We start from the raw sequence: 22,291 nt of genomic DNA on the forward strand, positions 1-22,291 counted from the left end.
GGCTCGCCATGAGCCCGCCGCGCGATCCAAAGGCGCTGTCGATCCCAAGATTGTATTTGCCCCACTCTGCCGCAAGGGCTGGCCGCATATAGAAGAAGGAATCCGCCGCGACAAGCCGCCACGCCGCCAAGCTTCTGGTAACCATTATGGGCGCAACTTTGCCTGGACGGCGCCTTGACCATTTTGTGATGAGTGATATTTTTTAAAAGTCGTCAGTTGTCGCATCCGTTCTGGCGCAGGAGGCGCCGCGCGGCCATGACCCAATTTTCCAAATCGGTTTTCTCGCCCCTGCTCATCGTGGCGGCGCTCGCCGGCTTTAGCCTGTCCGCCTGCGGGAAATCGGGCGAAGGCAGCGGGGACGCGCAAGACGACCGGCCGGTCCTGGTGACGAATCCCCGCCTCGCGACGCAGTCGCAGGCGCGGGAATTCGTCGCGACGATCCGCCCCAGGGTCGAATCGGATCTCGGCTTCCGCGTAACCGGCAAGGTGGTGAAGCGCTTTGTCCAGGCCGGCCAGAAGGTGAAGGCCGGCGAGCCGCTCGCTTCCCTCGACGAGAACGACTTCAGGTTGCAGAAGGAGCAGGCGGAGGCGGAACACGCGGCGGCCAAAATGGTGGTGGCGCAGGCCTTGGGCGACGAGAAGCGCGCGCTCGCCCTGCGCAAGAACGGCTGGACGACTGACGCCACGCTCGACCGCATCCGCGCCGCGGCGCAGGAGGCGCGCGGGCGTCTCCAGCGCGCCGAGCGCGCGCTGGAGCTTGCGGGCAATTCCCTCAATTACGCGACGCTCCGAGCGGACGGCGACGGCGTCGTGACGCAGGCGCTGATCGAATCCGGGCAAGTCGTGGCGGCGGGCCAGACCGCGATCCGCCTCGCGCATTCGGGCGAGCTGGAGGCGGCGGTGGCGCTGCCGGAGGATTTCGCGCCGCTCGCCGACAAGGGCGCGGCGACGCTCACGCTCTGGTCGAACAAGGCCAAAAGCTACCGCGCCAAGCTCAGAGAGCTGAGCCCCTCCGCCGACGCCGCGAGCCGCACTTTCGCCGCGCGTTACGCGATCCTCAGCCCCGATTCCGCGGTCGCGCTCGGCATGAGCGCCACGCTCTCAATCGCCGCGAACGGCGCCGAGCAGATGATGAGCGTGCCGCTCTCGGCTCTCTACAACCAGGGCCAGGGTCCGGCGGTGTGGAAAGTCGACGTCGACGGGCGGCTCCAGCTCGCCCCGGTGAAGCTCGTGCGCTTCGATTCGGACGCGGCTCTCGTCTCGGGGGGCGTCGCCCCCGGCGACCAGATCGTCGTGCTCGGCGTTCACAAGCTGGAGGCCGGCCGCAAGGTTCGCGTGATGACGCGCGAGACGCTGTAAGGAGAGGAGGGGCGCATGAGCTTCAATCTCTCCCGGTGGGCGGTCTCGCGCCCGGCGCTGATGCTGTTCCTGATGTTCGCGATCAGCGCGGCGGGCGTCTATTGCTATCTGCGGCTCGGACGCGCCGAGGATCCGTCCTTCACCATCAAGGTCGCGAATATTTCTGCGCAATGGCCGGGCGCGACCGCGCAGGAGATGCGCGACCAGGTCGCCGACCTTTACGAGAAGAAACTGCAGACGCTGCCCTTTCTCGACAAGATCGAGACCTATACCAAGCCCGGCTTCCTGGCGATGCAGGTGACGTTCAAGGACACGACGCCGCCCAAGGAAATCCCGCAGCTCTTCTACCAGCTGCGCAAGAAGCTCAACGACATCAAGAACGATCTTCCGGCGGGCGTGCGCGGGCCGCAGATCAACGACGAGTATGGCGACGTCGACTCGGTGCTTTACGCCGTGACCGGCGACGGCGCCGACTACAATATGCTCGACAAGGTCGTCGAGGTTTTGCGCCAGCGTCTCATCGAGACGCCGGAGGTGATGAAAGTCGACGTTTACGGCGAGCAGATGCGCCGCATCTACGTCGAGTTCAGCGAAGCGAAGATCGCCAATCTCGGCGTCGAGCCGCAGGCGATCTTCGACTCGCTCGCCAAACAGAACGCCGTCACCGACGCGGGCGTTTTCGAGACGTCCTCGAACCGTATCCGCGTCCAGGTCACCGAGGAGCTGAAAGGGTCCGACGCCATCGCCGCCATCCCGGTGCCGGCGAACGGCAAGATTATCCGCCTCGGCGACATCGCCAATGTCTACGCCGGCTTCGAGGACCCGCCGTCCTTCATCGCCCGCTACCGGGGCCAGCCCGCCATCATCGTCGGCGCGGTGATGGCCAAGGGCGGCAATGTCTTCAAATTCGGCGCTTCGGTCGAGGAGGCCGTCGCAGAAGTTCGCGCCAAGACGCCGATCGGCATCGACATCGACCAGATCGCCGACCAGCCGAAAGTCGTCGAGGAGGCCGTCGGCGAATTCACCCGCTCGTTCATCGAGGCGCTGGTCATCGTGCTCGGCGTGAGCTTCGTCTCGCTCGGCTTCCGGACGGGCATTGTCGTCGCGCTCTCCGTGCCGCTGGTGCTCGCCTTCGTGTTCATCTTCATGTATCTGATGGGCATCGACCTGCAGCGTATTTCGCTCGGCGCGCTCATCATCGCCCTCGGCCTTCTCGTCGACGACGCCATCATTGCGGTCGAGATGATGATGGTGAAGATGGAGCAGGGCTACACTCGCGTCAAAGCCGCGACCTTCGCCTGGGAGTCGACGGCCTTTCCCATGCTCACCGGAACGCTGATCACGGCGGCGGGCTTTCTGCCCGTGGGTTTCGCCGCCTCGGGCGTCGGCGAATATACGGGCTCGATGTTCTGGGTGCTGCTCAGCGCCCTCCTGGCCTCCTGGCTGGTCGCGGTGATGTTCACGCCTTATCTCGGCGTGAAGCTCCTGCCCGATTTCGGCAAGCTCCATCCTCACCAGGACCCCGACGAAATTTATCGGACGCCTTTCTACACGCGCCTGCGGGCCGTCATCGCCTGGGCGGTGGATCATCGCCTGCTGGTGATCGGCGCGACGGCGGGCGTGTTCGGCCTTGCGACATTCGGCATGGTCGTCGTGCAGAAGCAGTTCTTCCCCTATGCCGAGCGGCTGGAGCTGTTCTTCCAGATGCGGATGCCCGAAGGCTCGGCGATCGGGGCGACGCTCGACGCGGCGAAACAGGCCGAGGCGCTGGTCAAGGACGATCCCGACGCCGCCTTTTACACGACCTATGTCGGCCAGGGGCCGCCGCGCTTCTGGCTGGGGCTCAATCCGCAGCTGCCCAATGAATCCTACGCAGAGATGGTGATCGTCGCGAAGGACATCCCGGCGCGCGAGCGCCTCAAGAAAAGGCTCGAAGCGGCGATCGCCAACGGCGCCGTGCCGCAGGCGCGGGCCCGCGTCGACCGCTTCTCCTACGGTCCGCCAGTCGGCTTCGCCGTGCAGTTTCGCGTCATCGGACCCGATCCGCAGAAGGTGCGCGCCATCGCCTATCAGATTCGCGACGTGATGGAGCAGGACGAGGGCGTCGACGATCCGCATCTTTCCTGGAACGAACAGAGCCCGAGCGTGCGGCTCGTCATCGACCAGGACCGCGCCCGCCTGCTCGGCGTGACGCCGCAGGACGTCTCCAACCGTCTGCGCATGGCGATTTCCGGCGTCACCGTCACGACGCTGCGCGACGGCATCGATCAGATCGACGTGGTCGCGCGCGCCGTTCCAGGCGAGCGCGGCGACCTCGGGCGGCTCGGCGATCTTGTCGTCTATTCGCGCGACGGCAAGCCGGTGACCGTCTCGCAGGTCGCCAAAATCTCCTATGAGCACGAGGAGCCGATCATTTGGCGGCGTAACCGCAATATGACCATCACCGTACGCTCGGGGGTCAAGGACGGCGTTCAGGCGCCCGACGTTTCGACGCGGGTCTGGCCCAAGCTCGCCGGGATTCGGGACAACCTGCCCGCGGGCTACCGCATCGAAATGGGCGGCGCGATCGAAGAATCGGCCAAGGGCAACGCCTCCATCTTCGTGGTGTTTCCGGTCGTGATCTTGTTCATGCTGACGATCGCCATGTTCCAGCTGCAGGATTTCACCCGCGTCGCGCTCGTCATGATGAGCGCGCCGCTCGGCCTGATCGGCGCGTCTCTCGCGCTCAACCTCGCTCACGCGCCCTTCGGCTTCGTTGCCCTTCTTGGCCTGTTCGCGCTCTCCGGCATGGATATGCGCAATTCGATCATCCTCGTGGATCAGGTGCGCCAGGACCTCGAAAACGGCGCCAATTACCGCGAGGCGATCATCGGCGCGACGGTGCGGCGCGTTCGTCCTGTCGCGCTGACGGCGCTCGCCGCCATTCTCGCGATGATCCCGCTGTCGCGCTCCGCCTTTTGGGGTCCCATGGCGCTGACTATCATGGGCGGACTGTTTGTCGCGACCTTCCTGACGGTGCTATTCTTGCCTGCCCTTTACGCCCTCTGGTTCCGCAAGCATCTCGACGCCCGTCCGGCAAGCGCGGCGGAGTCCGTTGCGCTCGGCCAAAGGCTCGCCGAGGAGGCCGCCGAATGAGCAATGTGACCGAGGCGCCGGCCTCCCGCGAGGCGGAAACGCGCGCGCGCATCGTGGCGACGGCCGAGCGGCTGTTTCGGGAGATCGGCTTCCAGAAAACGACGGTGGCCGACATTGCGCGCGAACTGCGCATGTCGCCGGCCAATGTCTATCGCTTCTTCGGCTCCAAGGCGGAGATTCACGTCGCAGTCGCCCGGCAGCTGATGGGCGAGGTCGAGGCGGCGGCGCGTCGGATCGCTTTCGGGCAGGGCTCGGCCGCCGAGCGCCTGCGGGCGCTTATTGTGTCGATCGAGTCGTTGAACGCGGATCGTTACATCGCCGACCGTAAGCTCCACGATATGGTCGAGGCCGCGCTCGACCAGCACTGGCCGACAATTGACGAGCATATCGATCGCATCGACGCGCTGTTCGAAGCCGTTATCGCGGCGGGGATGGACGCTGGCGAATTCGAGAAGGGCGACGCTGCTCTCGCCGCCAAGCTCGTGCATACCGCGTGCATCCGCTTCTGCCATCCGCGCCTGATGGTGGAATGCGCCGATCGCCCCGAGCCGGCGAGCGTGCAGATGGTCGAATTCTGCCTCGCCGCGCTACGCCGCGGCGTTTCCCGCTAGAACCTTCGCCGTAAGGTCACTTTCCACGCGCCCGCGGGCTATACGCGGCCGGCGACGCTTGTGTATGATGTGCGCAGGAAACGAAAGAACGCGCGCCCGCGCGGCAGAGGAACAGCAGAGCCGTTATGAAGGTCACCCTGGTTCAGATGAACTCGATTGGCGACAAGGCCGTCAATCTCGCCAATGCAAAGGCGCTCATCGAGCGCGCAGTCGAGCAGGAGAAGCCGGACTGGATCTGCCTTCCGGAAGTGTTCGACTTTATTGGCGGCTCGCGCGCCGAGAAGATGGCGGCGGCCGAGGAGCTGCCGGGCGGCCCGGCCTATGAGATGTGCAGCCGGCTCGCCCGCGAACACAAGGTGTTCATCCACGCCGGCTCGATCCTCGAAAAAATCCCGGGCGAAGAGCGCCTGCATAATACGACCGTCGCCTTCAACCGCGAGGGCCAGGAGGTCGCGCGCTACCGCAAGATCCATATGTTCGACATTACCGCTCCGGATGGCGCCAAATATCATGAGAGCGCCGCCTTCAAGCCCGGCGACGAAGTCGTCACCTATGACTGCGACGGGCTGAGGGTCGGCTGCGCCATCTGCTACGATCTGCGTTTCTCCTATCTTTTCCAGGCGCTTGCCGACAAGGGAGTCGATATTGTCGCCCTTCCCGCCGCCTTCACCCTCGTGACCGGCAAGGACCACTGGGAGGTGCTGTGCCGCGCCCGGGCCATCGAAATGCAAGCCTATCTCTGCGCGCCCGCGCAGACCGGCGCGCACAAGGCCGGGCACGAGACGCGCTTCACATACGGCAATTCGCTGATCGCCGACCCGTGGGGCCATGTCGTCGCCAAGGCGTCCGAGGGGCCGGGCCTCGTCTCGTCCTATGTCGACGTTGATCGCATCCGCAAAGTCCGGACGATGATCCCCGTGTCTCAGCACAAGGTAAAGCTGGCGGTTTAACCTAAAGCTTTACTGTTTAATTGAGGCGAGGCTGAGCCATTATTATGGCGAAGCTTCGCCGCGGCCTTGTCAAATCCATTGTTTCTGAATAGTATGCGCCTCCGTAAGCTGTTGCGCTCGCGTACATAAATCCGTTTTGCCGCGTCGCTGGAGAGTTGTGAAAACGTGTCCACTTCGGTCATCTTGAGAGCGGCGCTCCCTCGAGTTCGTGTTTGTCCCGCATGGTAAGAAAGAACGAGTCCGGAAGCACATTAACGCGCGCCGCGCTGCGGGAGGCCGTATACAGCTGCTGCCCGACCCTGTCCCGGGCGGAAGCGCGCAAGATCCTCGATTCCACTTTCGAGGAAATCAGCGAGGCCCTGCTGCGCGGGGAATCTGTTAAACTCCGTTCATTCGGCACATTTAATGTGCGCGCAAAGCGCGAGCGCGTCGGTCGAAATCCAAAAACCGGCGTCGAGGCCACAATTACGCCGCGCCGTGTGCTCACTTTTAAGGCGTCTCCCGTGCTCGTCGCGCATGTGAACGGCGACGCCGTCATCCCCGAAGAGGATGATTGAGAAGAAGTCGCCGGCCGTGCAAAGGTGAGGGGAGCGCTTTCGCGCCGTCGCCCGCAGCGTCGGCGCAGCCATCCTCAAAGGGCCAAAGATGCGAAAACTGAGCGCGGCTGTCGCCGCCTTCGCCGTGCTTGCCGCGCTGTCGGGCGCGCATATGGCGGACACCGACCTCTTTATTCTCGCCGTCGCCGCTGCGCTGTGCGCCTACACCACTTGGCGCGGGGCGGAGATGTCGAGCTTCATGAAGATCTTCGCGGCGATCTTCTCGACTGAAACCATTGTCTTCGGTCTGATCAGGCTCGTGCAGGCGGAAGGCGGCTGGCCTGGCGCTCTCGCAGCCTATGCCCCGCCTGAGAGCATGGCCGTCACCGTCGCCGTCTTTTCGATCGCCGTCTATGCCGTGTCGCGCATCCCCGTCGTGCTTGAGATGACGCGCATCGCCGATCTCTATTTCGATTCGCAGGATCGCGGCGAGGGGCGCGTCTGGCCCTTTCCGCGCTTTGCTGCGCGCGAAAGCGCCATCGCCATCGCCATGATTGTCGTGCTGGTGCTCATCAACCAGGGGCAGGTCGGCATCACCGTCCGCCTCTCCTTCTTCAACCGCGACTGGTTCAACGCCATTCAGGAGAAGAACGCCGCCGAATTCTGGCGTCAGCTGCTCTTCGTATTCACGCCCTGGGCTTTCTTTTACGTCGCCATTGCGGTGATGGAGTTCGTCATCCAGTCGATGCTCATCATTCGCTGGCGGCGTTGGCTCACCGAACATTACGTGGCCCGCTGGCTCGGGGGACATACGCATTACGGCATGACGCTTGCGGGCGGCCCGGCCGACAACCCCGACCAGCGCATCGCCGAAGACGTCAACCGCTTCATCAATGGCGGCGACGAGGGTTATGGCATTTACTCCTATTCCATCCTGCTGATCTCGACGGTCAGCTCGCTCGTCTCCTTCTCCTTCGTGCTTTGGGAGCTGTCGGGAAACTACCCCCTTCCCGGCACGAATTTCTATATCCCGGGCTTTCTGTTCTGGGTGGTTCTGGCCTACGCCACGCTCGGCACGGTCATCACCCATATCATCGGCCGGCGCTTGACGACCCTCTATTTCGACAAACAGCGGCGCGAGGCCGATTTCCGCTTCTCGCTGGCGCGCCTGCGTGAATATAGCGAGCAGATCGCGCTGCTTTCCGGCGAAAATGCAGAACAGGGGACGCTGTTGCAGCGCTTTCGCGGCATCGTGTTCAATTATCTGTCGATTGTCGTCAAGCGCAAGCAGCTGATGATCTTCACCGCCACCTATGGCCAGCTGTCGCCGATCATTCCTTACGTGATCACGGCGCCCTTCTATTTCGCCGGGCGCATTCAGCTCGGCGTCATGACCCAGACCGCCAGCTCCTTCGCGCGGGTTGAAAGCGCGCTCACCTTCTTCATCAACTATTACACGTCGCTGGCGCAGTTCAAGTCGGTGCTCGATCGTTTATCGTCCTTCGACGAGACGATCGACGTCGCGCGCGCGCGAAGCGAGGGCGCCCGCGTCGTTTCTCGCGCGAGCGGGGAGGCGCTTGCGCTTGCCGATCTGACCTTGTCGCTGCCCGACGGGCGCCGCATCGTCCAGGTCGACAGGCTGTCGTTCGAGCCGGGTCAATCCGTGCTGCTCACCGGCCCCTCGGGCTCGGGCAAATCGACGTTGTTTCGCGCCATCGCCGGAATCTGGCCGCATGCGACGGGCTCGGTGGCGCTGCCCCAGGGCGCAAGCCTCATGCTCGCGCCGCAGCGTCCCTATATCCCCATGGGGACGTTGGCCGCGGCCGTCGTCTATCCCGCCGCTGTCGAGGATTTCGTGCGCAGCGACATAGAGGCCGCGCTCGTCGCGGCGCGGCTCGCGCCTTTCGTCGACCAGCTGGACGTGAACAACAACTGGGGGCAAAGGCTGTCGGGCGGCGAGCAGCAACGCGTCGCCATCGCTCGCGCCCTGCTCGCCAAGCCGGATTGGCTGTTCCTCGACGAAGCGACCTCCGCGCTCGACGAGAAGCTCGAGGGCGAAATCTATCGCATGCTGCGGGACCAGCTGCCGAAGACGACGATCGTCTCAATCGGCCACCGCTCGACCCTGCTCGACTATCACGCGCGCCAGATCGAGATGGAAGAGCGGGCCGACGGGCTGTTCGCGCCGCGCGACAAGGTGCATGCATGAGCGAGGGCAAAGGGTCGGGACGCGAAGGCGGGCGCTCGCTGAAGACGCGGGTGAAGACCGCGCGCAAGCGGTCGCTTTCCTCGACGCTCTGGCTCGAGCGCCAGTTGAACGACCCCTATGTGGCGCGCGCCAAGCGCGAGGGCTATCGCTCGCGCGCCGCCTATAAGCTCATCGAGATGGACGACCGCTGCCATCTCTTGAAGCCCGGCGGCCGCATCGTCGATCTCGGCGCGGCCCCGGGCGGCTGGTCGCAGGTGGCGGCCGACCGCGTGAAGGCGAAGGACGGCAAGGGGAAGGTCGTCGGCGTCGATCTGCTCGACATGGAGCCGATCCCGGGCGTGACATTTGCGGTGAAGGACTTCAACGACAACGACGCGCCGGACGTCATCAAGGCCATGCTCGGCGGCGAAGCGGACGGCGTCATGTCCGACATGGCGGCCAACGCCACGGGTCACAAGCAGACGGATCATTTGCGCATCGTCGCGCTCGCCGAGCTTGCCGCGGAATTTGCGATGGACGTTCTGGCGCCGGGCGGCTTTTTCGTCGCCAAGGTGTTGCAGGGCGGCACCGAGGGGCAGTTGCTCGCGCGCCTCAAGCGCGCGTTCGCCGTGGTGCGGCATGTGAAGCCGGCGGCGAGCCGGGCCGATTCCGCCGAGCTTTACGTGCTGGCGACGGGGTTTCGCGGCCGCGGCGATCAGTCGCCCGTCGAGACCGCGTAAGCCTCGACGTCGGCGATCAGTTGTCGCTTTTCCGCTTCCGCAAGGAAGGACGCCTCGAAACTGTTTTTCGCCAGCGTCGCGATCTCCGCCGGGGTGAGCGCAAAAGCCTGCGCCACCGCCAGATAATTGGCGTTCACATAGCCGCCGAAATAGGCGGGATCGTCTGAATTCACCGTCGCCACTACGCCTTGCGCCATCAGCCGGCGAATGGGATGAGCGCGCATGTCCGGATAGACGCGGAGCCGGATATTGGAGAGCGGGCAAATCGTGAGCGGGACGCGATGACGGGCGAGCCGTTCGACCAGCGCGGGGTCGTCGATCGCGTGCACGCCATGGTCGATCCGCTCGACCTCGAGAATGTCGAGCGCCTGCGCAACATAAGCCGCCGGCCCTTCCTCGCCGGCATGCGCGACGACATGGAGCCCCATGGCGCGGGCGCGCTCGAAGAGCCGCGCGAATTTGGACGGCGGATTGCCGGCTTCCGCCGAGTCGAGGCCGACGCCGGCGATCTTATCGAGCCAGGAACGCGCCTTGTCGAAGGTCTCCAGGGCGTCCGCTTCGTCGAGATCGCGCAGAAAACACATGATGAGACGCGACGTCGGGCCGCCCGCGCTTGCCGCTGCGTCGAACGCCCCCGTTAATCCCTCCATGATCGCCTCAAACGCGACGCCGCGGCGCAGATGCGCCTGCGGATCGAAAAAGATCTCGGCGTGGCGGATATTTTCGTCGCGGGCGCGGCGCAGATAGCTCGCCGCGAGATCGTGAAAATCGCGCGCCGTCAGCAGAACCTGCGTGGCCTGATAATAGAGGTCGAGAAACGCTTCGAGATTCTCGAAGTCATAGGCGCTGCGCAGGGCCTCGACCGAGGCGTAGGGCAGGGCGACCCCATTGCGCGCGGCCAGCGCGAAGACCATCTCGGGCTCCAGCGCGCCTTCGATGTGAAGATGCAGTTCGGCCTTGGGGAGGCGGGCTATGAAGCGCTCGGTCTCAAGCATACGGGCTTCCGCGTCTGTCTGGCAGGTAATCAGGCATATAGGGCGCGCTCGAGGTCCCGCGGAGCAAAGCTCGCGCATGGCTTCCTCCGCGGCCCGCGCGATCCATATTGTCTTGAGCCCTGGGCGGCTGGCGACCGAATGAGCGCCTCATGGATCGATTTCAAATTCTCCCGCATCTCGCCGCCCTAGGCGCAGCCTATATCCTCGCTTTGCCCATTGGTTGGGATCGCGAAAGGGAAGACCGAAGCGCCGGGCTGAGAACCTTTCCGCTGGTCGCGATTGCCTCCTGCGGCTTCATTCAGGCGGCCGAAGCGTTGCTGGTCAATTCCCCGGAGGGAATCGCCCGCATTGTCGAGGGCGTCGTTACGGGCATCGGCTTCATCGGCGGCGGCGCGATCCTCAAAACCGGCGCTTCCGTTCACGGCACGGCGACGGCGGCGAGTCTCTGGGCGACCGGCGCGGTCGGCGCCGCGGTTGCGCTGGGGACCTACGACGTCGCAATCGCGATCGCCGCCATGACCTTCGTGACGCTGAAGGTGATCACGCCATTCAAACAGGAAGGCGCGGAAGAATCGGCGCAAGCAAAGCGCGAAGGGCAAAAGTAACTGTTTGCCGTATGCGCCGGGGCGACTGGTTTCCGCGGCGACGCGGCGTTTCAGTCCGACAGAGCGACTTGCTGCGGGCGCGCATTGCGGCCTGTCAGTTCGTCGCCGGCGTTGGGCGACAGCCGGACAAAGCTGAAGAGCGACAGGGCGGAGATGGAGGCGACCACGAAAAAGGCCGGCGCGAAATCCTCCGCGCGCAGCATGCCGCCATCGTGCAAGGCCCGAGACGTCTCGAGCGCCGCCGCGCCGATGGCGACGCCGGTCGAGAGCGACAATTGCTGGCCGACGGCCGCGAAGCTCGTCGCGTTGCTCATGGATCGCGCGGAACGTCGGCGTAGCAGATCGCGTTGAGCGCCGTGAACTGCAGCGAACGGAAGAAGCCGCCGATGAGCAGCGCCGCCATGATCAGCCAATGCGGCGTGGCCAGCGTGAAAAAGGCGTTGGCGGCGAGGAAGCAGACGGCGATCAGCGCATTGCCGATCAGCACGCGACGGAAACCGAAGCGCTTCAAGATCGGCTGCGCCGTGGTTTTCATCACCATCGCGCCCGCTGCGGAAATGAAGGTCAGGAACCCCGACTCATAGGCGCTGAGGCCAAAGCCCACCTGCAGCAGCAGCGGCAGCAGGAAGGGCGTCGCGCCGAGGCCGATGCGAAACAGGAACCCGCCATAGATCGCCGCCTGAAACGTCGGGATGCGCAGCAGCGCAAGATCGATGATCGGGTATTTGGCGCGCCGGGCGTGTCGGAGATAGGCAAGGAGAGACGCGGCGCCGACGCCGATGATCGCCGCGACGAGCGGCGCCGGCGCAAAGTTGCGCCCAAGCAGCGTGACGCCGAAGACGATGCAGGAGAGGCCGATCCCGGACAGCGCCGCGCCCGTCACGTCGAGCGGGGGCACGTCTTCTTCCTTGAGGTCGGGGATGAAGCGCGTCGTCAGCGCGACGCCGAGCAGGCCGATCGGCACATTGATCCAGAAGATGTAACGCCAGTCGAAATAAGTGGCGAGGAAGCCGCCGAGCGGCGGCCCGATCAGCGGTCCGATGAGCGCGGGGATCGTCAGCCAGGCCATGGCGCGCACGAGCTCGTGGCGCGGCGCCGTGCGCAGCAAGACGAGCCGACCGACCGGCACCATCATTGCGCCGCCCATTCCCTGCGCGACGCGGGCTGCGACGATCTCGACGAGCGAGTGCGAAAAGCCGCAGAGGATGGACCCTACTGTAAACACCACGATCGCCGCGCGAAACACGCGGCGCGCGCCCAATTTGTCGGCCACCCAGCCCGAAAGCGGAATGAAGACCGCGAGCGACAGAAGATAGGACGTGAGCGCGAGTTTCAGCGCCACCGGGTCTTCGTGAAGATCCGAGGCCATCGCCGGCAGAGCGGTGGCGAGCACCGTGCCGTCGAGCTGCTCCATGAAAAGCGCGGTGGCGATGATGAGCGGGGTGACCAGAAAGGAGGGCTGTTTCCTCGTAAGGGCGGCGAGCGGCGTCAAATCAGCTTCAGCCCTTTGAAGCTCGTCTGTCCATTGCGGCCGACAATCAGATGATCGTGCACGCAAATGCCGAAGGGCTGCGCGATGACGGCGATCTCTTTGGTCATACGAATGTCGGCGGCCGAGGGCGTCGGGTCGCCGGAGGGGTGGTTATGGGCAAGGATGAGCGCGCTCGCGCCGAGCTCCAGCGCGCGCCGCACGACCTCGCGCGGGTAGACGGGGGTATGGTCGACCGTGCCGACGCCCTGAACCTCGTCGGCGATCAGGGCGTTGCGCTTGTCGAGAAAGAGAATGCGAAACTGCTCCCGCTCGGCGTAGGCCATGGCGGTGCGGCAATAGTCCATGACCGCGGAAAAGGAGGAGAGCACCGTCCGTTTTTCCAAAGCGCCGCGGGCCAGGCGCCGCGCGGCCGCTTCCGCAACCTTCAAATCGACAATGGCGCTCTCCGGCAACCCCGGGATTTCGCGCAGCCGCTCCGGGCGCGCGGCGATCGCCTCGGCGAAAGAGCCGAAACGTTCGACGAGCGCCTTGGCGAGCGGCTTCACGTCCCGGCGGGGGATGGCGCGAAAGAGAAGAAGCTCCATGAGCTCGTAATCGGCCAGGGCCGCTTCGCCCGCCTCCATGAAACGCTCGCGCAGACGTTGGCGATGGCCATGGTAATGCGGGACCGCGGCCTCCCCCAGGCCGGCCGGCGCCGTATCCAGAATGCCGTCGCCGCGTTTCCTCATGAAGCCGCGCGCGGCGCCGCCGATGGATTGTCCAGTCCCTTGGGCGAGAGGGTGAATATCTCCGCGCCCGTCTCGGTCACGCCGATCGAGTGCTCGAATTGCGCCGAGAGGGAGCGGTCGCGCGTCACCGCCGTCCAGCCGTCGGAGAGAATTTTGACCTGCGGCTTGCCCAGGTTGATCATGGGCTCGATCGTGAAGAACATGCCGGGGCGCAGCTCCAGGCCCTGGCCCCTCGCGCCATAGTGCAGAATGTTCGGCTCGTCGTGAAAGACCCGGCCGAGCCCGTGGCCGCAGAAATCGCGCACGATGGAGCAGCGCTCGCTCTCGGCGTATTGCTGGATCGCCGCGCCAATGTCGCCCGTGGTCGCGCCCGGCTTCACCGCGGCGATGCCGCGCAACAGCGCTTCATAGGTCACGTCGATCAGCCGCTGCGCCTTGCGGGGGACGTCGCCCACCGCGAACATGCGGCTCGCGTCGCCGTGCCAGCCGTCGACGATGAAGGTCACGTCGATATTGACGATATCCCCGTCGCGAAGCGGCTTTGCGTCGGGGACGCCGTGGCAGACGACGTGGTTGATCGAGGTGCAGATGGACTTGCGATATCCCCGGTAATCCAGCGGCGCGGGATAAGCGCCATGAGCGATGGCGAAGTCGAAGACGAGGTCGTCGAGATGCTGGGTCGTGACTCCCGGCTTGACATGGGGCACGAGCATGTCGAGCGCCTCGGCGGTCAGGCGGCCGGCTTTGCGCATGCCTTCGAAATCCGCGGGCCCGTGCAGCTTGATATGGCCGCTCTTGCGGCCGGCGGGAGCAAGATGGGATTCGATGAAGGTCATAGGGCTCTTTTTTCGCCAGGAATGGACGGGATTGATCGACAAGGTAGTGATTTCAACGGCCAAAGCAAGGACGGCGATCAAGCTGCGCCTTGGGCGCGCGCCGGACGGGCGCCGTTAGGCTCTAAACCGGCGGCGCGCACGCATTTTTTCCGCGAGGCGGGGTCGAGCGCCTCACATGCGCCGTCGCGAGACTTGGCGTTTGCGCCCGCCGTCGCCATAATCATGGCCTCCAGGGAGGCGGGCAGATGAAGCACACCGGAACGGGCGACGCGCCGGCGACGGCGGCGGTTCTCGTCATCGGCGACGAAATCCTGTCGGGGCGCACCCAGGACGTCAACACGCGCTACATCGCCAATTATCTGGCCGAGATCGGCGTCGATCTGCGCGAGGCGCGTGTGGTCCCGGACGAAGAGGCCGAAATCGTCGCTGCGGTGAACGCGCTCCGGACCCGCTATACCTATCTCTTCACCACGGGCGGCATTGGCCCGACCCATGACGACATCACGGCGGATGCGGTCGCCAAGGCTTTCGGCGTCGAGATCGGCGAAGATTCCCGCGCGATCGCGTTGCTGCGCGAGCGCTTCACCGAGGAAGAACTCAACCCCGCCCGTCGCCGCATGGCCCGAATCCCCAGCGGCGCGGAGCTCGTGCGCAACGCGGCGTCGAAGGCCCCCGGGTTCTGGATCGGCAATGTCATCGTCATGGCGGGCGTTCCGAGCATCATGCAGTCGATGATGGACACGGTTGGCCCGCAGCTTAAGGGCGGCGCGCGCGTGCTCGTTGAAACGATCGAGGCGGGGGCGATCCCCGAGGGGAGCTATGCGATGGGGCTCGAGGACATCGCCCGCGCGCATGAGGCGGTCAGCATCGGCTCCTATCCGAAATTTACCAGCAGAGGCTTCGACAACCAGATCGTCTTGCGCAGCCGGGACGCGGAGCGACTCGGCGCGGCGGCCAAGGCCGTGCGCGCGCTTCTTGCCAAACTCGCAGCCGCCTGACAAAGGGAGCGCGGAGATATGAAGGCCTTGCCGGAAAAAACCTTCCCCGTCTCCTGGGACATGTTCCACAGGGACGCGCGCGCCCTCGCCTGGCGGCTCGCCTCGATCGGCGGCTTCTCGGCGATTGTCGCCGTCACCCGCGGCGGCCTGGTGCCGGCTGGCATCATCGCCCGCGAACTCGGCATTCGCGTCATCGAGACCGTCTGCGTGGCGAGCTACCACGAGGAGACGGAGCGCGACGCGATTCAGGTGCTCAAGCCCCTGACCGAGACGATCCTGTCGCGGCCAAGCGAAGAAGTGCTGATCGTCGATGATTTGGTGGACACGGGCGCGACCGCCAGGGCCGTGCGGGAGATGCTGCCGCGGTCGCATTTCGCGACCGTCTACGCCAAGCCGCAGGGGCTGCCGATGGTCGACACTTTCGTCACCGAAGTCTCGCAGGACACCTGGATCTATTTTCCCTGGGACACTGGCCTGTCCTTTCAGGCGCCGATCCGCAAGACGCAGGACTTGCGCGAGAAAATCCGACGCTGAAATCTAAGCTTGTCGGCCTCGCCGGGCGCGCCCTATAAGAGACGCGTCGCGTGCAAGCGGGCGTGGCGAAACTGGTAGACGCAACGGACTTGAAGCAATTTGAGTGCTCCAGTGGGAAACCGCCGGAGTAGAACCGCTCAAAGTCGGGGAAACCTCTGAAAAAGTGGCGATCCCGAGCCAAGCCCGCCGTTAGGCGGGAAGGTGTAGAGACTAGACGGGCGGCGCCTAAGGCGCGATGAGCGCTAGGGCGAAGGGATAGTCCAGACCCCAAACCCGCGTCAGCGGGGCGGCGAAAGCCGTGGCGGGTAAGAAAATCCGTAGGGCCGCAAGGCCTGTGCCGGTTCGATTCCGGCCGCCCGCACCAAGCCGGCCCTGCTGCAGAAACCTCTCCCTTTGCGCGCAACCAGGCGAGTTCCTGGCTCCATCGGATTTTGTTGGCGTGGCTTGATGTCCTGCGGCCGCGCGGCGCCTAGCTGAGGCGAAGGTGAACCGTCACCTGCACACATGAGGACAGACATGAAGAAGCTTTCTTCCACGACGCTGCTTTTTGGCGCCGCGACTCTGGCCGCCGCCGCCGTGAGCGCATCGCCCGCCGCCGCCTTTCTGCACGAAAGCCATCACGGCGCCCATCACCGGGCTTCGGGCTGCTTCGTCACCACCTCGCCGACGCATAACACCAAGGGCATCCGCCATTGGCGCAGCCCGTGTCCGCACCATGAGCGCAAGCACCTCAATCCTTATCATCCCGGCCACCACCGCCCGCATCATCCCCACCCGTCGCCCCATTGAGCGCCACGCTTGCCGTTCTTTCCCGTTCCGCTGGCCGGAATCCCCGCGGTCTTTGGCGGCTGATGCGCAGCAAGGCCGCCCATTGCGCCTTAACTTCCCGAAAACGAGTTTGGGGAAGAAAGGCGAAGGGCATGCTCATCGTCATTTATATTTGCGCCAACGCCATCGCGCGCGATCAGTGCAACGACGAAACGGCGCGCGCAGTCATCAAGCGTCAGGTCGAGAGCGTGATGTGCGGCGTGCCTAGCCAATACATGGCGCAACTGACCGGCGAGGCCGGCGTGAAGGAGGGCGAATATGCGGGGGTGCGGTGCATCATGAGATAATCCGCCCCGCGGCTATTCCGACGGCGGCGCCGCGCCGGACATGTCGCGCGCAAGGCGGCTATGGCGCCGGCCGTAGAAGAAGTAGACGGCGAAACCGATCGCCAGCCAGATGATGAAGCGTTCCCAGGCGATCGCGGGCAGGCGTGACAAGAGCCAAAGCGAAAAGCCAATTCCGACGAGCGGCGTCACCGGCACGAAGGGCGCGCGGAAACTGCGCGGCGCGTCGGGCCGGGTGCGGCGCAGGACGATCACGGCCACGCAGATGACGACAAAGGCGGAGAGCGTGCCGATATTCACAAGTTCGGCGACCTCCTTGATCGGATAGAGCGCGGCGACGACCGCCGTCCCCGCCCCGGCGATCAGCGTTGGCCGATGCGGTGTCCGAAAGCGCGGATGCAGGACGGCAAACCACGCCGGCAGCAGGCCGTCGCGGCTCATCGCGAACCAGATGCGCGCGCAGCCGAGGAGAAAGGCGAGCATCACGCTCGTGATGCCGGCGACTGCGGCAAGGGACACGATGAAGGCGACCCAGGGCAGGCCGATCGATTCGAAGGCGGTGACGACGGGCGCGGGATTATCGAGCGTGTCGTAACGAACGATGCCGGTCAGAACCAGCGCCATGGCGACGTAGAGCGTAAGGGATATGGCGAGCGACAGCAGCACGGCGCGCGGCAGGTCGCGCTGCGGATGGCGCGCCTCCTCGGCCGCAGTCGTCAACGTGTCGTAGCCGAAGACCGCAAAGAACACGACCGCCGCGCCTTCCGTAACGCCAGAGAAGCCGAAGGGCATGAACGGCCGCCAGTTCTCGACGCGGATATAGGGCAAGCCGACGGCGATCACGAAGATCACGGCGGCGACCTTGAGGACGACCATCGCCGCGTTGAAGCGGGCGCCCCATTCGATGCGCAGCGTCAGCAACCCGGCGACGGCGAGCGCGCCGAGGGCCGCCAGAAGGTCGAATCTGTGGCCGGGGCCGGTCCCGGGCGCGCCGGCGGCCCAGTCGGGCAGGGGGAGGCCGAGTTGCGCGAGGAGCGCTTGCAAATAAGCGGACCAGCCGATCGAGACCACCGCGACGACCAGCGCATATTCGAGGAGCAGGTCCCAGCCGATGATCCAGGCGACAAATTCGCCGAGCACGGCGTAGGCGTAAGTGTAGGCGCTGCCCGCAGCCGGAATGAGGCCGGCGAATTCCGCGTAAGACAGCGCCGCCGCGCCGCTGGCGACGCCCGCGATGAGGAAGGACAGCGCCACCGCCGGGCCGGCCTGCGTCGCCGCCACCACGCCCGTGAGCACGAAGATGCCGACGCCAATGAGCCCGCCGAGTCCGATGCTGGTGAGCTGCCAGACCCCGAGAACGCGGCGGAAGCCCGAGCCGGCGTTCGATGACAGAGCGTCGATTGATTTGACGCGTCCAAGCTCTCGCAGCCTCATGTGTCGCCCCCTCTGTCTAGGGCTTCACATAAGCAATCGGGCGGGCGCTGTCATGCGGGTAAAAAAAAGCGGCCTTGCGGCCGCTTTTCCAGCTGGTTACTTGCCTGCCGCCTCGAGATGCTTGAGCGCCTCTTCGGCATGCGTCGTCGCCACGTCGGCGTGCTTCATCTTGCCGTGCTCGATCGCCTGGTCGAGATGGGTGATCCCCTCCTTGACATGCGGGTTCGCCTTTTCCTTCTCGGCGGCGTTGGCGTGTTTCAGCGCCTCTTGGGCATGGGTGACGAGCACATCCGCGTGACCCATTTTCCCGTGTTCGATAGCCTGCTTTGTATGGGTGATAGCCTCCCCGACATGGTTTTCGGCGAGCGCCAGCCGGGGCGCCAAGAAGAGGCCGAGGCCGACAGAAAGAGCAAGAGCGAAAACGCGACGGTTCATCGATATTCTCCTCGAAACAATGGTCCGCCGCTCCATATATGGGCGTCCGTGAACGACGATTCCAGTGGCTTTGAAGATTTTACTGTCGGTCCGCCGCGTACAGAGCGCAGCTTTCGCCAAATTCGCCCAAGCCGTTTTCCAGATAGGAGGCGAGCAAGGGCAATCCCAGAAGGTAAGCAGCTGTCGGTCCCTCGCGCCGCGCCCGCGCTTCGCCAAGCGCATCGTCCCATTCGTCCGCTGAAAAGTCACCGCGTCCGACCCAGGCGAGAGCGACAAGCTCGGCTTGCTCTTCCTCGTCCATGCCGTCGATAAAGGACGTGATTTCCGTCCGCACCGTATCGAAGGCGTCCTCGGTCAGAACGCTGACGAAACGATCGTCCGTCGGGTTTGAGGCGTCGGCGTCGATCCCTTCGTCCTCGCTCTCGAGCTCCCGCGCCTTCACGACGATAAAGCAGACTTTGTCCGTATTGATGGTCGGCATGAGCCTCCTCCCATTGCGCTGGCTTCGGCTTCGCGGTCGCACTTGTCCGGCGCCGCCGCCCCTTTCATATAAAGACAGCAAACAAGTTTCGAAGGGCTCGTAGAAGACGATTGGGAGCGGCAAATGCGGGTCGGCGCGCCGAGAGAGATCAAGAACAACGAATTTCGCGTGGGACTCACCCCGTCTTCAATCGCCGAACTATCTCACGCCGGCCATCAAACATTCGTGGAAAAGGGCGCTGGAGAAGGCGCCGGTGTCTCCGATGCAGAGTATCTCGCCGCGGGCGCGACGCTTGTCGAGGCGGCCGCCGAGCTCTACGAACGCGCCGATCTCGTCGTCAAGGTGAAGGAGCCGCAGCCCGAGGAAATACGCTTACTCCGTCCCGAGCAGGTCCTTTTTACTTACCTTCATCTTGCAGCGAGCGCGGATTTGACCCGCGCGCTCATGGCCAGCGGCGCGCATTGCATCGCCTATGAGACGGTGACGTCGCCCAATGGCGGCCTGCCGCTGCTCGCGCCCATGTCGGAGATCGCCGGGCGTTTGGCGCCCCAGATGGGCGCTCGCTTCCTCGAGCGACAAGAGGGCGGCAGGGGCGTCTTGCTTTCGGGCGCGCCCGGCGTGCCGCCAGCCGAGGTCTTGATTCTCGGCGCCGGCAGCGTCGGCGCGCAGGCCGCGGCGATCGCCATGGGCATGGGCGCGAATGTTCTGGCCGCCGACCGCAACACTGACGCGTTGCGCCGCCTGTCCGCGACGCTCGGCCCGGCAATTAGAACAATCTATTCCACGAAGACCTCCATCGCCGAGTCGATCCGTCGCGCCGACGTCGTCATCTGCGCGGCGCTGACGCCCGGAGCGCGCGCGCCCATCCTCGTCACAAGAGACATGCTGAAGACGATGAAGCGTGGCGCGGTGATCGTCGATGTGGCGATTGACCAGGGCGGCTGTTGCGAAACGTCGCGGCCGACGAGTCATTCGGACCCCGTCTATACTGTCGACGGCGTGTTGCACTACTGCGTGACAAATATGCCAGGCGTCGTGCCGCGCACATCGACCTTCGCGTTGAACAATGCAACGCTGCCCTTTGTCCTCGCTCTCGCCAACAAGGGTTGGCGCAAAGCGTTGAAGGACGATCCATACTTGCGCGCTGGCCTCGAGATCAGCGCCGGCGCTGTCGTGTCCGCGCCAGTCGCGGCGGCGCACGGCCTCAGTTTTACATTGAACGACGATGTTAAATAAGGTTAATAAAGTGTTAAAGGTTGACAATTGACTGTCTTGAAAGGGAAACAACTATAAATCATCGGCGCGTCTACTAACAGTATTCAGTTGACCCCGAGGACCGCCGGATTTTAACTGAGGTTACCGGCCGATTCGACGCGGCGTCTCGACATTCCCCATCAGGAGGCACAGCATGTTCATCATCGTCGATGAGCGCGATCTCGTAACGAGTGGATACGCCAGCCGATTTGGTCAGGAAGGCATCGCCTCGACGGGGTTTCGCCCCGGCCAGTTCCGGGATTGGGTCGCTTCCGCTGTCGAAGGCGACGTCCAGGCGATCGAGGCTTTTCTGATCGGCGAATGTCCAGAGCGCGAAGAGATTCCGCGTCTCATTCGCCGCCGCTCACAGGCGCCCGTCTTCTCGGTCTTTTCAGCGCGGGCGTCGACGACGTCGTCCGCAAGCCGGTGCATGTGCGTGAGATATTGGCCCGCGTGAACGCGATCCGCCGACGCGCCGAGGCGCGCCAGGAATGTGCGACGGTGGGCGGCATCCAGGTGTTTTTCAACGGCAGCGATCCAATCGTCAACGGCGAAGTTTTGTCCCTTCCGCGCCGGGAGCGGCGCATCCTGGAATATCTTCTCGTCAATCGTGGACGCCGGTTGACGAAGTCGCAGATCTTCAACGCCGTCTATGGTCTCTTCGACGATGACGTTGAAGAAAACGTCATCGAAAGCCACATCAGCAAGCTGCGCAAAAAACTTCGCGCGCGGCTCGGTTACGATCCAATCGACTCTCAGCGCTTCCTTGGCTATCTCCTCGTCGCGCCGCCAGCCGGCGAATCGCAGCATTTGCGCGCCGCCAGCTGACGGTCCGTACGAAACGCAACCAATTTTTCAGCGCGACGGACATATCCTGCTTTTGCTCTTGTTGGCGAAGCAAGTCATGGTCGCGTTTGTCAGTGTCCTCATCGAAGTCGAAAGACGCTCCGAAGAAGTCCAGCGGCCCTTTACGCCGCTGCATGTCGGTTTTACCGAGCCGCTTCCGCCCTTCGAGGCGAATGCAAGGGCGGCGGGACAGGTCATCGCCGCCTACCGGCGCTTTCAGCAGGAGCAGCCGCCCGCGCCGGCAGGGCGCGCCGTCGACGACCCGTTTCCCGAACTCTTGTCGCAGGCGCGACATTCAGCGCGTGATCTGAAGTCTTTGCGTCGGCGCCTGGCCTGGCGCCTGCACCCGGACCGGGGCGCCGCGACAGACGATACGCCGTCGCTGTCGTTGGCGGAGATCAACGCCACGATCGATGCGGCGCTCGCGCGCTGTTCTTCTAGCGGGCGGCGGGAATAACGCCCGCTTCCGTTACAAGCGCCCATTTATCCCCACGTCGCTCGATGGCGATGACGCCGCCGAGCCCGGGGACGCCGCCGCCGGGCGTGACGCGCATAATGCGGCCCTGAGGCAAGCGGACGAGCGCCCAATCGCGCGACGCTTCGAGAATCTCATAGTTTGTCGGCGCTCGGCGTGGATCGCTCTTTGCCGTCGAGCCGACCGGCATGTAGTCGACGCCTGGCGTGGCCCGCTGACGCGAGGCCACATGCGTTGCGGGCCTCGCGTAAATAGCAAGATGTTCGATGCCGTTGATTCGTGGCTCCGCCTTGTCATCGGACATCATGTGAGCGGCGAAGCCGATGCTGCTCGTCGCGAGCGCCAGACCGGTCAATCTCAGGCCGGTCTCCCAAGGATCGATCTTCGGTAATTGCGGGGCGCGCATGACTCGTTCCAGAATTCAAGTTCTCTTGCTCAGCGTATGTTTCCCATAATGTGCGAAACTGGTTTCACGCCGTGGAGAGGAGTAAATGAGGTATTAAACTCTGCAAGTCTCATGAAAGCTTCGGCAGCTAGCGTATGACTG

The 22,291-nt window shown here is 64.4% G+C and carries 21 protein-coding genes and 2 pseudogenes; 15 read left to right on the plus strand and 8 right to left on the minus strand.

Translation table 11 applies throughout. The features are described 5' to 3' along the window. The first annotated feature begins 255 nt into the window (after positions 1 to 255). The 7 genes from ACETII_RS13430 (at position 256) to ACETII_RS13460 (ending at position 9,519) form a co-directional block, all read left to right on the plus strand. Positions 256 to 1,359, plus strand: coding sequence for an efflux RND transporter periplasmic adaptor subunit (locus ACETII_RS13430; protein ID WP_472785835.1), 1,104 nt, complete (start codon positions 256 to 258; stop codon positions 1,357 to 1,359). Positions 1,360 to 1,374: 15 nt separating this feature from the next. Continuing rightward, positions 1,375 to 4,494 (plus strand): efflux RND transporter permease subunit, encoded by a 3,120-nt coding sequence (locus ACETII_RS13435; RefSeq protein ID WP_472785836.1) that lies wholly within the window; start codon positions 1,375 to 1,377, stop codon positions 4,492 to 4,494. Further along, complete coding sequence (locus tag ACETII_RS13440) at positions 4,491 to 5,105, plus strand: TetR/AcrR family transcriptional regulator (RefSeq protein WP_472785837.1); 615 nt, start codon at positions 4,491 to 4,493, stop codon at positions 5,103 to 5,105. The genes ACETII_RS13435 and ACETII_RS13440 overlap by 4 nt, the downstream gene beginning before the upstream one ends. A 125-nt stretch (positions 5,106 to 5,230) precedes the next feature. After that, positions 5,231 to 6,055, plus strand: a complete 825-nt coding sequence (locus tag ACETII_RS13445) for a carbon-nitrogen hydrolase family protein (RefSeq protein WP_472785838.1) — start codon at positions 5,231 to 5,233, stop codon at positions 6,053 to 6,055. Between the two features lie 221 nt (positions 6,056 to 6,276). Further along, positions 6,277 to 6,612, plus strand: a complete 336-nt coding sequence (locus ACETII_RS13450) for an integration host factor subunit alpha (protein WP_363351312.1) — start codon at positions 6,277 to 6,279, stop codon at positions 6,610 to 6,612. 88 nt (positions 6,613 to 6,700) lie between these two features. Then, positions 6,701 to 8,800: an ABC transporter ATP-binding protein/permease gene (locus ACETII_RS13455; protein WP_472785839.1), complete on the plus strand. Its 2,100-nt coding sequence runs from the start codon at positions 6,701 to 6,703 to the stop codon at positions 8,798 to 8,800. After that, the gene (locus tag ACETII_RS13460; protein ID WP_363346596.1) at positions 8,797 to 9,519 is read left to right on the plus strand and encodes an RlmE family RNA methyltransferase; all 723 of its coding nucleotides are present in this window, start codon (positions 8,797 to 8,799) and stop codon (positions 9,517 to 9,519) included. Before ACETII_RS13455 ends, ACETII_RS13460 begins: the two co-directional genes overlap by 4 nt. Here ACETII_RS13460 and ACETII_RS13465 read toward each other — a convergent pair. Further along, positions 9,495 to 10,514 (minus strand): adenosine deaminase, encoded by a 1,020-nt coding sequence (locus tag ACETII_RS13465; protein ID WP_472785840.1) that lies wholly within the window; start codon positions 10,512 to 10,514, stop codon positions 9,495 to 9,497. The two genes, ACETII_RS13460 and ACETII_RS13465, sit on opposite strands and share 25 nt — an antisense overlap. Positions 10,515 to 10,663: 149 nt before the next feature. On the opposite strand from ACETII_RS13465, the gene ACETII_RS13470 reads away from it, so the two are divergent. Next, positions 10,664 to 11,119 (plus strand): MgtC/SapB family protein, encoded by a 456-nt coding sequence (locus tag ACETII_RS13470; RefSeq protein WP_472785841.1) that lies wholly within the window; start codon positions 10,664 to 10,666, stop codon positions 11,117 to 11,119. Between the two features lie 50 nt (positions 11,120 to 11,169). On the opposite strand, the pseudogene ACETII_RS13475 reads toward ACETII_RS13470, so the two are convergent. From ACETII_RS13475 to map, 3 genes and pseudogenes are all read right to left on the minus strand, one after another. After that, positions 11,170 to 12,533: pseudogene (locus ACETII_RS13475) on the minus strand (MFS transporter). Positions 12,534 to 12,607: 74 nt separating this feature from the next. Further along, on the minus strand, positions 12,608 to 13,339 hold the full coding sequence (radC, locus tag ACETII_RS13480) for a RadC family protein (protein WP_472785842.1): 732 nt from the start codon (positions 13,337 to 13,339) through the stop codon (positions 12,608 to 12,610). Next, the gene (gene map, locus ACETII_RS13485) at positions 13,336 to 14,175 is read right to left on the minus strand and encodes a type I methionyl aminopeptidase (protein ID WP_363346606.1); all 840 of its coding nucleotides are present in this window, start codon (positions 14,173 to 14,175) and stop codon (positions 13,336 to 13,338) included. Before map ends, radC begins: the two co-directional genes overlap by 4 nt. A gap of 245 nt (positions 14,176 to 14,420) precedes the next feature. Here map and ACETII_RS13490 point away from each other — a divergent pair, with 245 nt between their 5' ends. The 4 genes from ACETII_RS13490 to ACETII_RS13505 all read left to right on the plus strand — a co-directional run bounded on the left by ACETII_RS13490 (position 14,421) and on the right by ACETII_RS13505 (position 16,822). Beyond that, on the plus strand, positions 14,421 to 15,173 hold the full coding sequence (locus ACETII_RS13490; RefSeq protein ID WP_472785843.1) for a competence/damage-inducible protein A: 753 nt from the start codon (positions 14,421 to 14,423) through the stop codon (positions 15,171 to 15,173). 18 nt (positions 15,174 to 15,191) lie between these two features. Then, positions 15,192 to 15,707 (plus strand): xanthine phosphoribosyltransferase, encoded by a 516-nt coding sequence (gene gpt / locus ACETII_RS13495; RefSeq protein WP_363346609.1) that lies wholly within the window; start codon positions 15,192 to 15,194, stop codon positions 15,705 to 15,707. A gap of 516 nt (positions 15,708 to 16,223) precedes the next feature. Beyond that, positions 16,224 to 16,496 (plus strand): hypothetical protein, encoded by a 273-nt coding sequence (locus ACETII_RS13500; protein ID WP_472785844.1) that lies wholly within the window; start codon positions 16,224 to 16,226, stop codon positions 16,494 to 16,496. A 131-nt stretch (positions 16,497 to 16,627) separates the two neighbouring features. After that, complete coding sequence (locus ACETII_RS13505) at positions 16,628 to 16,822, plus strand: hypothetical protein (RefSeq protein ID WP_472785845.1); 195 nt, start codon at positions 16,628 to 16,630, stop codon at positions 16,820 to 16,822. 12 nt (positions 16,823 to 16,834) lie between these two features. Here the strand turns inward: ACETII_RS13505 and ACETII_RS13510 are convergent, their stop codons facing one another. From ACETII_RS13510 to ACETII_RS13520, 3 genes are all read right to left on the minus strand, one after another. Continuing rightward, positions 16,835 to 18,253, minus strand: coding sequence for an amino acid permease (locus ACETII_RS13510; RefSeq protein ID WP_472785846.1), 1,419 nt, complete (start codon positions 18,251 to 18,253; stop codon positions 16,835 to 16,837). A 96-nt stretch (positions 18,254 to 18,349) separates the two neighbouring features. Then, positions 18,350 to 18,688 (minus strand): small metal-binding protein SmbP, encoded by a 339-nt coding sequence (gene smbP, locus ACETII_RS13515; protein WP_363346617.1) that lies wholly within the window; start codon positions 18,686 to 18,688, stop codon positions 18,350 to 18,352. 79 nt (positions 18,689 to 18,767) lie between these two features. Further along, complete coding sequence (locus ACETII_RS13520) at positions 18,768 to 19,169, minus strand: DUF3775 domain-containing protein (RefSeq protein WP_363346619.1); 402 nt, start codon at positions 19,167 to 19,169, stop codon at positions 18,768 to 18,770. A 123-nt stretch (positions 19,170 to 19,292) separates the two neighbouring features. On the opposite strand from ACETII_RS13520, the gene ald reads away from it, so the two are divergent. The 3 genes and pseudogenes from ald to ACETII_RS13535 all read left to right on the plus strand — a co-directional run bounded on the left by ald (position 19,293) and on the right by ACETII_RS13535 (position 21,726). Then, positions 19,293 to 20,405: an alanine dehydrogenase gene (gene ald / locus ACETII_RS13525; RefSeq protein ID WP_472785847.1), complete on the plus strand. Its 1,113-nt coding sequence runs from the start codon at positions 19,293 to 19,295 to the stop codon at positions 20,403 to 20,405. A gap of 172 nt (positions 20,406 to 20,577) precedes the next feature. Next, positions 20,578 to 21,251: pseudogene (locus ACETII_RS13530) on the plus strand (response regulator transcription factor). A 76-nt stretch (positions 21,252 to 21,327) separates the two neighbouring features. After that, positions 21,328 to 21,726: a hypothetical protein gene (locus ACETII_RS13535; RefSeq protein WP_472785848.1), complete on the plus strand. Its 399-nt coding sequence runs from the start codon at positions 21,328 to 21,330 to the stop codon at positions 21,724 to 21,726. On the opposite strand, the gene ACETII_RS13540 is transcribed toward ACETII_RS13535, so the two are convergent. Then, positions 21,707 to 22,150 (minus strand): hypothetical protein, encoded by a 444-nt coding sequence (locus ACETII_RS13540; protein ID WP_472785849.1) that lies wholly within the window; start codon positions 22,148 to 22,150, stop codon positions 21,707 to 21,709. The genes ACETII_RS13535 and ACETII_RS13540 overlap by 20 nt on opposite strands. Between the last annotated feature and the right edge of the window lie 141 nt (positions 22,151 to 22,291).

It is taken from the genome of Methylocystis sp. NC52PC, assembly GCF_055698645.1.